12 protein-coding genes are annotated in these 13,988 nt (G+C 57.7%); 5 read left to right on the plus strand and 7 right to left on the minus strand.

The genetic code is table 11. The features are described from left to right. Positions 1–12: 12 nt before the first annotated feature. The 4 genes from EI77_RS16035 (at position 13) to EI77_RS16050 (ending at position 5,843) form a co-directional block, all read left to right on the plus strand. Complete coding sequence (locus tag EI77_RS16035; protein WP_243838887.1) at positions 13–2,520, plus strand: Amuc_1098 family type IV pilus outer membrane protein; 2,508 nt, start codon at positions 13–15, stop codon at positions 2,518–2,520. A gap of 79 nt (positions 2,521–2,599) precedes the next feature. Further along, entirely contained in the window at positions 2,600–3,214 is a 615-nt protein-coding gene (coaE, locus tag EI77_RS16040) for a dephospho-CoA kinase (RefSeq protein ID WP_133796306.1), read from the plus strand. Further along, positions 3,211–4,686 carry a transcription termination factor Rho gene (rho, locus tag EI77_RS16045; protein WP_133796307.1) on the plus strand — a complete coding sequence of 492 codons (1,476 nt, stop codon included), beginning with the start codon at positions 3,211–3,213 and terminating at the stop codon, positions 4,684–4,686. The genes coaE and rho overlap by 4 nt, the downstream gene beginning before the upstream one ends. Beyond that, a complete protein-coding gene (locus EI77_RS16050) occupies positions 4,683–5,843 on the plus strand; it encodes a ribonuclease D (protein WP_133796308.1) in 1,161 nt (386 codons plus the stop codon). The genes rho and EI77_RS16050 overlap by 4 nt, the downstream gene beginning before the upstream one ends. Positions 5,844–5,910: 67 nt before the next feature. Here EI77_RS16050 and purD read toward each other — a convergent pair whose 3' ends face one another. The 6 genes from purD to EI77_RS16080 all read right to left on the minus strand — a co-directional run bounded on the left by purD (position 5,911) and on the right by EI77_RS16080 (position 11,798). Beyond that, positions 5,911–7,161, minus strand: a complete 1,251-nt coding sequence (purD, locus tag EI77_RS16055) for a phosphoribosylamine--glycine ligase (RefSeq protein ID WP_133796309.1) — start codon at positions 7,159–7,161, stop codon at positions 5,911–5,913. A 74-nt stretch (positions 7,162–7,235) separates the two neighbouring features. Continuing rightward, a complete protein-coding gene (locus EI77_RS16060) occupies positions 7,236–7,943 on the minus strand; it encodes an ABC transporter ATP-binding protein (RefSeq protein WP_133796310.1) in 708 nt (235 codons plus the stop codon). Next, positions 7,936–8,727: an ABC transporter ATP-binding protein gene (locus tag EI77_RS16065; protein ID WP_133796311.1), complete on the minus strand. Its 792-nt coding sequence runs from the start codon at positions 8,725–8,727 to the stop codon at positions 7,936–7,938. The genes EI77_RS16060 and EI77_RS16065 overlap by 8 nt, the downstream gene beginning before the upstream one ends. Then, complete coding sequence (locus tag EI77_RS16070; protein ID WP_208300380.1) at positions 8,724–9,650, minus strand: branched-chain amino acid ABC transporter permease; 927 nt, start codon at positions 9,648–9,650, stop codon at positions 8,724–8,726. Before EI77_RS16070 ends, EI77_RS16065 begins: the two co-directional genes overlap by 4 nt. A gap of 5 nt (positions 9,651–9,655) precedes the next feature. Further along, entirely contained in the window at positions 9,656–10,567 is a 912-nt protein-coding gene (locus EI77_RS16075; protein WP_133796313.1) for an ABC transporter permease subunit, read from the minus strand. 91 nt (positions 10,568–10,658) lie between these two features. Next, positions 10,659–11,798, minus strand: coding sequence for an ABC transporter substrate-binding protein (locus EI77_RS16080; RefSeq protein ID WP_133796314.1), 1,140 nt, complete (start codon positions 11,796–11,798; stop codon positions 10,659–10,661). Positions 11,799–12,050: 252 nt separating this feature from the next. Between EI77_RS16080 and hisD the strand changes: the two genes are divergently transcribed. Further along, positions 12,051–13,337, plus strand: coding sequence for a histidinol dehydrogenase (hisD, locus tag EI77_RS16085; protein WP_133796315.1), 1,287 nt, complete (start codon positions 12,051–12,053; stop codon positions 13,335–13,337). Positions 13,338–13,522: 185 nt separating this feature from the next. Here hisD and EI77_RS16090 read toward each other — a convergent pair whose 3' ends face one another. Next, complete coding sequence (locus tag EI77_RS16090; protein WP_133796316.1) at positions 13,523–13,963, minus strand: hypothetical protein; 441 nt, start codon at positions 13,961–13,963, stop codon at positions 13,523–13,525. Positions 13,964–13,988: the final 25 nt, after the last annotated feature.

Below are 13,988 nucleotides of genomic sequence, written 5' to 3' on the forward strand. Positions count from 1 at the left end.
CACCTCCCCCGAATGAAGAAAAAACAAATTGCCCTCATGGTCGCGCTCGCAGCGCCCATGATAGCCACGCCCGCCTTTGCTGGCGAGGGCGGCGTCAGTGTCTCCAGCATTGCAGAGCGGGAGATCGCCCGCCGTGCGGCTCGGGTGGAAGACGCGCGTCAGGCCATGGAGAGAGGCGATGAGCTTTTTGCCAAAGGTGAGTATGAAGCTGCTCTGGCCCAATACAGAGCTGCGAAAGAAATTCTGGACCAGTTGCCAAATGCTCCGTTCATCCAGGATTGGCGCGACCTGGCCAATTTGAAGTTTGCGGATTGTGCGATTGTGGTGGCTCGCGAGAAGGCCAAGATCGGGGATTACGTCACAGCCAGGAAGCTGATTGCTGAAGCCCAGCTCGCTGTCCCTGGCCACAAGGGTGCTGCCGTTTTTGCCAGACATTTGGATGACCCGGATCGCTGGCCGCCAGCACTGACTCCTCAGCACGTTGAAAACGTGGGCAAGGTTGAAAAGATGCTGCACATGGCCCACAGTGCCATGGAGATTGGTGACTACGATAAGGCTAACCTTCAGTTTGAAGACATCCTTCGTATTGACCCTTATAACTCGGCTGCACGTCGCGGCATGGAGCGCACAGAAGAAAAGCGCGCTGAATACTTTGACACGGCCCGTGATCATCAGCGTTCCCGCATGCTGAACATGGTCAACGAAGCCTGGGAGCATAAGCCACCTGTTCGTGGTCTGGTGATTGATCCTGTGGCAACGGGTGGCACTGAGCCGACCGTTTACCTGACCCGCAAGATGCAGGAAATCGTCTTCCCTCAGGTCCAGTTCGCTGGTGCCAGCATTGAGGAAGCTGTCGAATTCCTTCGTGTGAAAAGCCGGGATCTGGACGTCGCTGAAACCGATCCTTCCAAAAAGGGTGTGAACATCATCCTCAAGGCCGGTGACGCCCCGATTACAGCCTCCATCAGCCTTGACCTCAAGGACGTGCCGATGGTCGAAGCTCTGCGTTATGTCACAGAACTCGCCGGCATGAAATACAAGGTGGAGCCATTCGCCGTCCTCATCGTTCCAGTTTCTGAAACGACGGCTGAGCAATACACCCGCATCTACAAAGTGGCCCCGGACTTCCTGAGCCTGGGTGGTGGCGGAGCCGCCGCAGCCCCTGCTGCCACTGCTGACCCCTTCGCGACCAATGCTGGCGGAGCGGCGGCTTCCGGTCTGATCACACGTCAGACAGCCCTCGACATCTTGAAATCCCAGGGCATCGCCTTCCCAGATGGTGCTTCGGCAGTGTTCAACCCGGTCTCCTCCCAGTTGATCGTCAAGAATACCCAGCCTAACCTGGATCTGGTGGAAGCTTTTGTGGATGCTAACCGTAGCTCCGGTCCAAAGCAGATCTACATCACTTCCAAGTTTGTGGAAGTCTCCCAGAAGAACACAGATGAGCTTGGATTCGACTGGCTGCTCGGCGCGATTGGCCGTGGCAATGCAGTTCAGGGCGGTGGCGGTTCCGACGGTAACTCCGGCGTGGATACCACAACCATCAGCTACCCGAGCAACATCGCTTCCCTGGTCGCTGGCGGTTCTATTTCTCCTGTGAGCCGCAGCCTCCGCTCGGGTAACAGTGCTATCCGTGGAAACGCGATTGATGCTCAGATCAACGGTCTTGCCGAAACTTCGGAAGCTCCTGGCGTCCTCAGCATCGCCGGTGTCTTGACGGACCCTCAGTTCGCTCTGGTGATCCGGGCCATGTCCCAGCGCAAAGGGGTAGACCTCATGAGTGCTCCGAGCGTCACGACCAAAGGTGGCCAGCGTGCCACGGTCTCTGTTGTTCGCGAATTCATCTATCCAACGGAGTTTGACCCACCGCAGATCCCGACCAACGTCGGTGCGACCACTGGCAGCGGTGGTGGTGGTGGTGGCTCCATTCCAGTGACGCCTACAACGCCTACAGCTTTCGAAATGCGTCCTGTGGGTGTGCAGATGGAAGTGGATCCTACCGTTGGTGCTGATGGTTACACCATCGACCTCAATCTGGCTCCAGAAGTGACCGAGTTTGATGGTTTCATCAACTATGGTAGCCCCATTTACAGTGTCTCTCCTGCCAGCCCTGCCTACCAGTTCATCGATTTGCTGGGCAACTTGGTCAACGTTGAAGCTGTGCCATCCACACGTGTGGAGCTGACACCTAACGTCATCAACCAGCCTGTGTTCTCCATTCGTAAGGTGCAGACAGCGGTGACGATCTGGGACGGGCAGACGGTGGTTCTCGGTGGTTTGATCCGCGAAGACGTGCAGGATGTGGAAGACAAGATCCCTGTTCTGGGTGACCTGCCTTTCGTTGGACGTCTGTTCAAGTCCACGGTTGAAGACCACTTCAAGCGTAACCTGATGATCTTCGTAACGGCCAAGCTGATCGACCCAGCCGGCCAGCCGATCAACCCTAACATGCAGAGCACTTCTGCCAGCCCTTCGGATGTAGGTGGCCCAAATCCGCTGCTCCCAGCGATTGGCAACTGATCTGCGTTAATTAACATTTAATTCTGCCGCAGGCAGGTGGTCATTGGCCGCCTGCCTGCGTTCTTTTATTGAGAGAGCTATGAATTCCTGGATCATCACAGGCGGGGCAGGGTGCGGAAAAAGCTCAGTGACGGAGCTGCTGGCCCACCATCTTTTGAAAAATAAGGACTTGGTTTTTTCGGCCGACCGTTCCGCCCAGGAGCTTCTGGATGACCCTGCCATCCAGGAGGAACTGCTTCGGTCTTTTGGCCCCTCTGCCTTGACTCAACAGGATGGGCGGCGGCTGGCTGACCGAGGCTGGCTGCGGGCTGAGGTTTTTTCAAATCCAGAAAAAAGGCGGATGCTTGAGCAAATCTTGCATCCGGGCGTCTTGCGGGCGCTGGAATTGATGCGGGAGTCGCGCTTCAACGCGGGGGCAAATGTTTTCCTTGCGGAGGTGCCCCTGCACTATGAGATTGGGGGTACAGTTTCAGCGGATCTGATCATCGTCGTGGCTGCTAGCCCTGAAGTTCAGAAAAGGCGGTTGATGGAACGTCGAGGTCTCGACGAATCAATAATCGAACAGATGTTGAGGGCTCAGTGGCCCATCGCAGCCAAAGTTGAAAGAGCAGATGTGGTCATCTGGAATGATGGTGACCGCAATGCTCTTGAGGCTCAGGTGCTGACACTGGCAAGACAGTATTGGCAAGCATGAATCCAACCGACTCCCCCGAGATCTCCTCCGAGGTCCTAACTCCCGCATCTGAAGTGCAGCCTGCGGCGGTCACTGAAGCACCCGTTTCCCCTGTGCCTCAGGCTTCGACCGAACCTGCTTCTCCCCACGATGCTCAGCCTCCCGTCGCTTCTTCGGAGAGCCAGGCGAATACGGAAAAGCCTTCCCAGCCAACGGCTGAGCCTCCTTTCCCCGTAGAAATTTCGCTGAATGATCTCCAGGACGCAGCCTTGGCAGACATCCAGACACTGGCGGAGACGGTGAACTTCCGCATGAATGCCAGCCGCTCCAAGCACCAGCTTATTTATGATCTGCTGGCCTGGATGGCCGACCACCGCACACGCGTGAAGGTGGATGGCGTTCTGGAAATCGGCACGGATAACTTCGGCCTGATCCGGTATCCTAAATACAGTTTCGCTCCTCTGCCTGAGGATGTCTTCATTCCCCTGTTCCTTGTCCGCAAATTCAATCTGCGTCCCGGCAACCGCATCACCGGTTTTGCCAGAGCACCCAAAGATCGGGACAAGTATCTGGCCATTGATCGCATTACCGAAGTGGATGGTGTCTCGATTGACACCTGGCAGCCGCCAGTCCATTTCGATAAATTGACAGCGATGTTCCCCAATCAGCGGATCATCCTGGAAATGCCGAAGCCCTGCGCGGCCTCGGTTCGTATCATGGATCTCATTGCCCCGCTCGGTAAAGGCCAGCGTGGTTTGATCAATGCCTCTCCTCGTTCGGGTAAAACGGTGCTTCTCAAAGACATCGCCAAATCCATCGTCCACAATCACAAGGAAATTTCCCTGATCATCCTCCTGCTGGATGAGCGTCCTGAAGAAGTGACCGATTTCGAGGAATCCGTGAGTGGCTGCGAGATCTACAGCTCCACTTTTGATGAAAGTCCAAAGCGCCATAGCCAGCTTGCGGAACTCGTCCGTGAACGCGCCTGCCGTCTGGTGGAATCTGGCAAGGATGTCGTCATCCTTCTTGATTCTCTGACCCGTCTCGCCCGCGGCTATAACAGCCTGGGCGGTGGCAAAGGCCGCACGATGTCCGGCGGTATGGACTCGAAAGCGATGGTCAAACCGAAGAAATTTTTTGGCGCGGCCCGCAACGTCGAAGAAGGCGGCAGCCTCACCATCATTGCCACGGCTCTCATCGAGACCGAGAACCGCATGGACGACCTGATTTTCGAAGAGTTCAAAGGCACCGGCAACATGGAGGCCACCCTGGACCGCGAAATCTCTGAGCGGCGTATTTTCCCAGCACTGCACGTGCTGAAATCCGGCACCCGCCGTGATGACCTTCTTTACCACCCCGATGAGTTCAAGCGCGTCTCGGCTATCCGCAAGCAACTGGCCCAGGTGCCTGCGGTAGAAGCCTTGGAACTGCTGATCCGCAACATCGGCCGCACCAGCAACAACGCTGAAATTTTGCTCACGGGACTGAAATGAGCGATGTCCAGCCACCCCTGATCCCCCCCGTCACGGTGCCCGGTGACTATGTCTTCATCGACACCCCCGAGCATCTCCAACAGTGGCTCCAGGAAACGGAGGCCCACATGCAGGCAACCGGTGAAAACCGTTGCTGCCTGGATACGGAGGCGGATTCTCTGCATCATTATCACGAGAAGCTTTGTCTCCTCCAGGTAGCCTGCGCAGGTCGTCTGGCCCTGGTGGACCCCCTGGCCATCGAAGATGTGTCCGGCCTGCTGGCCTTGCTGGACCGCCATGAACTCTGGTTCCATGGCTCTGATTATGACCTGACCATGCTCCGCCGTACTTATGGCTGGGCACCCCGGGTCGTTCGGGATACTCAGATCGCCGCCCGGCTGGTGGGATTCCGCCAGTTCGGCCTCGCCGCACTCATCCATACCATGTTTGGCCTGCAGCTTTCTAAAGCCTCCCAAAAGGCCGATTGGAGCCGCCGCCCGCTGCCAGAGCACATGCTTTCTTATGCCGTGGATGATGTTCGTTACCTCATTCCCCTGGCGGATTATTTGATGAAGCTGCTCCGTGAAAAGGGCAGGGAAGCCTGGTTCGAGCAAAGCTGCTCTGGCCTCCAAGTGGATGTGGCTGCTCGCAGCATGGCCCCGAAGGAAGACCCCTGGCGTGTACAAGGCAGCGGCCGTTTGCATTCCAAAGGCCTGGCCATCTTAAAATCCATGTGGGAATGGCGCGAAAGCATCGCCATGGAGCGGGACATCCCCTGCTACCGCATCATGTCCAATAAGCAGATGGTCATCTATGCCGAGACCTTCGAGGCCGGCGGGGTGATGAACCCTCCCGGCGGCTGGCGCCCACGCTGGAAAAAAGAATTTCACGACCTCATCGCCGATGTCTTCCGTGCCGGTCAGGCCTCCTGGCCACAACGTGTGAAAAAGGCCAAAGCCCGTCTCAGCGATGCCCAGCGTGACCAGATCGACCGCCTGTGCGGCTTACGTGACAAGATCGCCGAAAGCCTGGACATCGAAAGCAGCCTCCTCGGTTCTCGTAGCACCCTGGAAGAAGTCGTCGCCGAAGGCGCTGGCCTTGAGGCCCTCATGGACTGGCAGCGCGAGCTGATGAAGGATCCTTTAGGCAGCGTGCTGCCTGAGCAGATCGCTGCTTGATCCAGCCCGCGTATCCATCGCACACGGTCTTCGGTACTAGACCGAAGACCGCGGGATAAGATTCGTCTTATTCGAAATGCATCGTCGCAATGTCATTGCGGCGCTGCAGCCCATCAAAGGTCACCTTCTTGGATTCAGCATACGCCTTGTCACGGGCTTCTTCACGAGTGTTGCCCTGAGCCACGACGGCCAATACGCGGCCACCATTCGTTTCAAACTGGCCCTCCGTATTCTGCCGGGTGCCGCAGTGATAAACACGCGCCCCTTGCACAGTCTCCAGCCCGGAGATGACATCGCCATTGCGTGAGCTGGCCGGATACCCGGCGGAGGCGGAGATGAGGCAGATGCTCCAGCCTTCGGCAAATTGGATGAGCTCTGGATTCAGGCTCCCCTTCGCCGCTTCAAACACATAGTTGGCAAAGTCTCCGCGCACCATCGGCATCACCGCCTCGGCTTCCGGGTCACCAAAGCGGCAGTTGTACTCCAGCATCTGCGGCCCGGTGGGCGTCAGCATGATACCGAAGTAAAGAAATCCGCGATACTTCAGCCCATCCTTTTGCAGGCCCTGGACGGTCACTTTTACCATCTCATTTTCGATCTGTTGCATCAGCTCCGGCGTGGCGAGCTGGCGGCTGGCCACAGCACCCATACCCCCCGTATTCGGTCCCTGGTCATTGTCACCGATGCGCTTGTAGTCACGCGCCGGCATGAGGATCTGATATTGATCATCGCAGACGGAGACAAAAATGCTGATCTCAGGCCCGGAGAGACATTGCTCGATCAGCAAATCACCCGCGCCAAAGATGCGCTTTTCCAGCACATCATCAATGAAGGCCTCCGCCTCCGCGCGGTCCGGGCAGACGGCCACGCCTTTGCCCGCAGCCAAACCATCAAATTTCAGGACGATCGGGAAGCGGTTCAGTGCGGCTTTGGCTTCGGCCGCTGTCGTTGCGATGGTGAAATCAGCGGTGGGAATACCATGTCGTTGCAGGAAGCGTTTGGCGAAAATCTTGGAGGCTTCAAGCTGGGCGGATTCCTTGTAGGGACCCCAGCAGGGAATGCCCGCTTCGGCGCAGAGATTGGCCAAGCCACGATCTTTGACCAGCCAGGCCTCTTCACCCGCCACGCAGAGGTCGATGGCATTGTCCTTCATCCACTGGATCAGTTCGGGCAGGCCAGCCACGTCCACGCGCGTGGCCAGACTGGCGATGGCATCACTGCCGGGATAGGAATACAGCTCGTGAGTCTGCGGGGATTCGCTCAATGCGGTGATGAGGGCGTGTTCGCGCCCGCCTTTGCCAGTGACCAGGATCTTCATGGGGCGGGATGCATAGCGCGCCAGGGGCCGGAGGCAACCCTGGAAACAGTCAGTCTGCTCCGCCGCCGCGCATCTCAGTCACCCAGGTAAGCTTCACGCACCTGCGGATTCTGACGCAACGTTTTCGCATCGTCTTCCAGTAGCACTTTGCCAGTCTCCAAAACATATCCGTAGTGGGAGATGCCCAGGGCCAAATTGGCATTCTGCTCCACCAGGAGAATCGTGATACCGCGCTCCTGGTTGATGGCGACGATCTGTTTAAAGATGGCGCGTACCAGGATAGGGGCGATGCCCAGGGATGGCTCATCCAGCATCAGGCAGCGGGGTTTGCTCATCAGCGCACGGGCGATGGCCAGCATCTGCTGCTCACCTCCCGAAAGAGTGCCCGCATGCTGGGAGATGCGTTCCTTTAACCGCGGGAAGACATTGAAGGAATACTCGATGTCTTCGGCGATGCCCACCTTGTCCTTGCGCAGGTAGGCCCCCATTTTCAGGTTCTCCAGCACCGTCAGGTTGGCGAAGACCATGCGGCCTTCCGGCACATGGCACAGATGCCTGCCCACGATCTCATGCGGTGGCATGTTGGTGATGTCCTGGCCATCATAGATCACCTGGCCAGACCGGGCTTTGACCAGGCCTGAAATCGTGCGCAGGGTGGTGGATTTACCCGCACCATTCCCACCGATGAGGGTGACGATGGATTTTTCCGGCACCTTCAGGGAGATGCCATGGAGCGCCTTGATGGAGCCGTAGGCCACTTCGAGATTGCGGATCTCAAGCATCTTCGGTGACCTCCTCGTCTTCAGTTCCCAGATAGGCTGCGATCACCTTCGGGTCTTTTTGGATTTCGGCAGGAGTCCCTTCGGCGATCTTTTTTCCGTATTCCAGCACAGCGATTTTTTGGCAGATGCCCATGACCACCTTCATGTCGTGCTCCACCAGCAAGATGGCGATTTTAAACTTGTCCTTGATGAACTGGATGAGGTGCATCAGTTCCTCCTTTTCCGTCGGGTTCATCCCTGCGGCGGGTTCATCCAGCAGCAGCAGTTTCGGGCGGGTGGCCAGTGCGCGGACGATCTCCAAACGGCGCTGGTTACCATAGGGCAGGGACTTCGCTTCTTCATCGCGCAGCCGGGCTAGGTCAAAGATGTCCAGCAAATCCAGGACCTCCTTTTCCACCTCCTTCTCGCTGTCATGGAATCCCTTGCCACGCCACAGCGCGTTGATGATGCCATGGCTTCGATGGAGCTGGATCGCAGCGCGGACGTTATCAAAAACGCTCAGTGAGGCGAACAGACGAATGTTTTGAAAGGTGCGGGCGATGCCCAGCTTGGTGAGCTGGTGCGGTTTCATGCCGCAGATGCACACACCATCGAAGGTGATGTTGCCGGACGTCGGTTTATAAACACCGCTGATGAGGTTAAAGGCGGTCGTCTTGCCTGCGCCATTGGGGCCGATGAGACCCACGAGTTCATCCGGGCCGATCTTCAGATTCAGCTCGGAAACGGCCGTCAGTCCGCCGAAGCGGATGGTGGCATGATCCATGTCTAAAAGAACCTCGCTCATGCGACGGCTCCTTTCTTTTTGCCAAAGGTGAACAGGCCCTGCGGCCTTGCGATCATCAGGGTGATGATGAGCAGGGAATAAATGATCATGCGGTAGTCCGCAAACTCACGCAGAAATTCCGGGAGGATGGTCAGCAAAATGGCCGCCATAATGACTCCCACTGTCCGGCCCATGCCTCCCAGGATGACCATGACCACGATGTCGATGGACTTGAAAAAATCGAATCCGGTGGGGGAAAGGAACTGCTTATGATGAGCATACAAGCCGCCTGCAATCCCGGCAAAAAAGGCACCGATGACAAAAGCGGTCACCTTGTATCTCACCGGGTTGATGCCCATGGAGCTAGCCGCCACTTCATCATCACTCACAGCGATGAATCCCCGGCCATAGGTCGAATTGACAAGCGAGGCCACGACATAGATCGTGACCGCAGCCAGGGCAAAGGTCCAGCCCAGGGTGGTGTCTTTCGGGATGCCTTTCAGGCCGCTGGCAGCGCCTACGGACTCCATGTTTTGCACAATGACACGGATGATCTCCCCAAACCCGAGCGTGACGATGGCCAGGTAATCCCCCCTCAGGCGCAAGGAAGGCACCCCCACCAGCAGCCCCGCCACGGCAGCCAGCAGGCCACCCAGGATCAAGGCGACAAGAAAGAGCAGGGGATGCAAAGACTCCGGCACCATCTGAGCACAGACGAGGGTGAATTTGGCTGCGGAGTAGCCGCCCACGGCCATGAATCCCGCGTGCCCTAGACTGAATTGGCCCGTGTGGCCGTTGATCAGATTGAGGCTCACCGCCAGGATGATGTTGATGCCGATATCAATCGTGATGCCCAGGTAGTAGCGGTTGAATGCCCCCGTGAACTGGGAGATCACCACTGCCAGAATGATGCCGGCGATGAGCCAGCGTTTTGCGCCGTTCATGGGGATCATACTTTTTCAACCGTGGCTTTGCCGAGCAGCCCGGCGGGTTTGAACAGGAGAATGAGGATCAGAATGGCAAAGGCGATGCCGTCTCGGTAGTTGGAGAGGCCGGGCGTGCCACCCGCATAGGTTTCCAGCAGTCCCAGCAGCAGACCACCCAGGGCAGCGCCCGGCAGGTTGCCAATGCCGCCGAGAACCGCAGCCACGAAAGCCCGCAGCCCCGGTTGCACTCCCATGAGAGGATCAATGCCGGGGGCCTTCATCGCATAAAGGATACCCGCGACCGCCGCCAGTGCTGATCCCAGACCGAAAGTGAAAGCAATGATGCGGTTGATGTTGATCCCCATCAGAGCCGCAGCCTGCTGATTGAAGGAAACCGCCCGCATGGCCGTGCCGGTCTTGGTGTGCTGGACGATGAACCAGAGCCCGGCCAACAACAAAAGGGTGGTCGCCACGATGACCAAGTCATTGCTGCCGATCACGAGACCACCCAGGTGCAGATCATTTTCCACCAAAAGCCGGGGGAAGGACTTGGTGTCCGCACCCAGCACAGCAGGATGCTGGCAGGTAAATTCAATGAACAAGGACACCCCAATGGCAGTGATGAGCACCGTCAGCTTCGGGCGTGAACGCAGTGGGCGATAGGCCAGGAACTCGATCAGCATACCGATGCCTGCGCAGATCACGGCTGAAAGCAGCACAATGATGAGAGCACCGGCGATGGACGGCAGAGGTATGATCTTTTCAACCGCAGGTGCCAGGAAGTAGGCGGAGAAAGCACCCAGCATCAGCACATCGCTATGGGCGAAGTTGATGAACCTGAGCACCCCGTAAACCATGGTATAACCCAGCGCGATGAGCGCATAGATGGAACCGAGGGCGAGGCCGTTGATGAGTTGCTGAAGAAACCAGTCCAGAGGAAGGAGGAGTTGAGGGTTAGGATGGAGAACAGCCGTCCTGGTTGTTTAAACACAGGCGGGACGCCTGTGCTCCATGTCGGCCCAAGACTCAGGGATTGACTGTTTCCAGATACTTGAATTTGCCGTCTTTGATCTGCAGGATCACAGCGGACTTTACCGCATCACGGTTTTCATTGATGGCCACTTTGCCAGTCACCGCTTCGAATTCCTTGGTCGCAGCCAGCGCATCGCGCAGCTTGGCTGGCTCCGTGGATTCAGCGCGCTTGATGGCATCCACCAGGAAGAACACAGAGTCATAACCCAGAGCGGCCATGCAGTCTGGCACCTTGCCATTGTATTCCTTTTTGTAAGCATCGACAAAAGCCGTCACCTTGGGGGAGGCTGCATCAGCAGCGTAATGGGTGGAGAAGTAGTGACCTTCCACCGCATCACCGCCGAGTTTGACGAGGGTTTCACTTTCCCAGCCGTCACCGCCAAAGAGGGGAACATTCAGACCGAGCTGCTTGGCCTGAATGCAGATCAGGGCCACGTCGGTATAATAACCTGGAACAAAAACGGCATCCGGCACGGCGGATTTGATGGCCGTAAGCTGGCCCTTGAAGTCCTTGTCGCCACCATTGAAATCCAGCTCAGCCACGATCTCACCACCGGCCTTGAGGAAACCTTCCTTGAAGAACTTCGCCAAGCCTTTGCTGTAATCGCTCTTCACATCCGTGAAGACAGCCACCTTTTTCGCTTTCAGCGTATTCGCGGCGAAGTTGGCCATCACGGTGCCCTGGAAGGGATCGATGAAGCAGACGCGGAAGATGTAATCGCCCGTCTCCGTCACCTTCGGGTTGGTCGAGGCTGGGGTGATCATTGGGATGCCATTTTCCTGGCAGATAGGAGCGGCTTCGAGAGAGCGGCTGGAGGCCACTTCGCCCAGGATGGCCACGACGCCGTCTTTGGAGATGAGCTTGTTCACCACGTTGGCTGGCTCGCCAGCTTTGGACTGGTCATCTTCGGTCTTCAGTTCAAGTTGCTTGCCCAGCACGCCGCCGGCCGCATTGATTTCTTTGATGGCCAGGATGGTGCCTTCATGGGAGGAAGTGCCGAAGGTGGCTTCCTTGCCCGTCAGGGAGGCAAATTCGCCGATGAGGATGGTATCTCCGCCGCTCTTGTTGCATCCAGTGAAGGCGGAAAGAAGAATTCCGAGCGATCCTAAAAGGAAAATGGGGCGAGTTATCATCTGCATTTTGCTCTTCTAGCAGTCTGCATACCATGGGCAAGAGGAAAAGCGGCTGGAAGGTGCTTTGCAGCAGGCCACCAGACGCTTGAATGAGGCAGGCATCCAGACACTTTCCACCTGCGGTTTGCCCCTCTTCTCCCCGGTTTCTCAGAATGGCATGGCGTGTCATTGTGGAAATCCGTTTCCTGATTGGCAATCCCTGCCTTACTTGACCTTGACGCCTTAAGCCCCCTTGGCACGTAACCTTGTCACATGAAGATCATTCGCCACACCGACCCCACCTGGCAGGAAACCGCTGCCGCCCTGAACCGCCGCGCTGAAGCCAGCGATGCTGTCCAAGAGGTCGTCTCGGGTGTCATCAAGGAAGTCCGTGCCCGGGGAAACGCCGCCGTGCTGGAATTTACCGAGCGTTTTGACGGTGCCCAGTTGACTGCGGAATCCATGGCCATTTCTCAGGATGAACTGGCCGGTTCCTGGAATCTCGCCGGTCCGGATCTGCTCCAATCCCTCATCGCCTCCCATCGCAACGTCTTCTCCTTCGCCCAGAAAAGCCTTCGTCAAAACTGGTCCGGCACCAATGAGCAGGGAGCCCAGGTCGGGGAGGTGTATCATCCCTTTGAGCGCGTCGGCTGTTACGTCCCTGGCGGCTCTGCTCCATTGGTCTCAACGGCTATCATGACTGTCACCCTCGCTTCCGCCGCAGGTGTGCCGGAGATTGTTGTCTGCACCCCATGCGGCAAAGACGGCACGGTGAATCCCGGCCTCCTCGCCGCGCTCAAGCTTGCCGGAGCCACGGAGGTTTATAAAATCGGCGGCGCGCAGGCCATCGCCGCCATGGCCTACGGCACCGAAACCATCCGCCCCGTCGCCAAGATTTTCGGTCCCGGTAACAGCTTCGTCGTCGAGGCCAAACGCCAAGCCTTCGGTGTCGTCTCCATTGACCTTCTCCCTGGCCCCAGTGAAGTCTTGATCCTCGCTGACCGCACCGGAAATGCATCCTTCATCGCCGCCGACATCCTAGCCCAGGCGGAACATGGCAAGGACAGCCAGGCCGGTTTCATCACCGACGACGCCGCGCTGCTGGACAAAGTCGCTGCCGAGGTGGACCGCCAGTGTGCAAAGCTCAGCCGTCAGGCACAATTGAGGCCCGTTTTAGAAAAAGGCGTTTTCCTTCTCCTGGCTCCTTCACTGGAAGAAGGTGCCCGCCTCGTCAATGCCTACGCTCCGGAGCATTTGACCCTCATTACCGAGCGCGAAAGCGACATCCTGCCCCTCATCCGCACGGCGGGTGCCATCTTCCTGGGCAATGATTCCCCGGTCGCCGTCGGTGATTTCCTGGCCGGTCCTAGCCACACCCTGCCCACGGGCGGTGCGGGCAAATCCTTCCCCGGCCTGACGGTGGACATGTTCCAACGCCGCACCAGCATCATCCGCCTGGACAAAGCCAGCGTCACCCTTTCCGAGCCCATCGTCCGCTCCTTCGCCACCGTCGAAGGCCTCGATGCCCACGGCGAATCCGTCGCCATCCGCGCACGGTAGTACAGTACACATCACTCCCTGTCCCGCGACTGCGGCGATCCGAGTGATGCGATCCAGAGCCAACGGCACCCTCTTCCAAAGCCGCCTGCCAATGTCCAAATAGAGGCAGCCCCCAGGGTGCAAAAGTGCGTCCGTTGCTCCATCCCCCTCACTCGGAGAGTGAGGGATACTGTACTGTCACCTTCTCAATACAGCAGCATATTGATCTCAGAATCCGTCAGCAGGGAGGAGTCGTGCACCGCCAGCAGATCTCCCACCTGTTCCAGGTTCTTCCATTCCGTCTCAAACTCAGGGATCAAAGGAAAATCCGTCTCAGGCACCGCTGTTGTTTCCACCACTGGAATCGGGGTCACCAGCGCCACTTGGCTCTGAGATGACGCACCTTCCGGTTGATAGATAAAGGTCGCAGCCGTGATGACCAAGGCAGCCGCTGCGGCCCAGGTCAGACCTGCGCGTGCGGAATCCTGCTCCTGCCACCAGCTTTTGAATCGAGCCAGCCAGCCGCGATCCTGCGGTGTCTGCCGTGCCAGGCGGACCACGTTTTGGGTGAAGTTAGGGCGCGCCTGCACCGGCTTGGCTTGGCCAAGCACTTTCCAAAGCGGATCGTTGGGGGTGAGCGGTTCCATAAATCGTGTCAGGACTACAAACATC

This window comes from Prosthecobacter fusiformis (genome assembly GCF_004364345.1).
GTDB classification, from domain to species: domain Bacteria; phylum Verrucomicrobiota; class Verrucomicrobiia; order Verrucomicrobiales; family Verrucomicrobiaceae; genus Prosthecobacter; species Prosthecobacter fusiformis.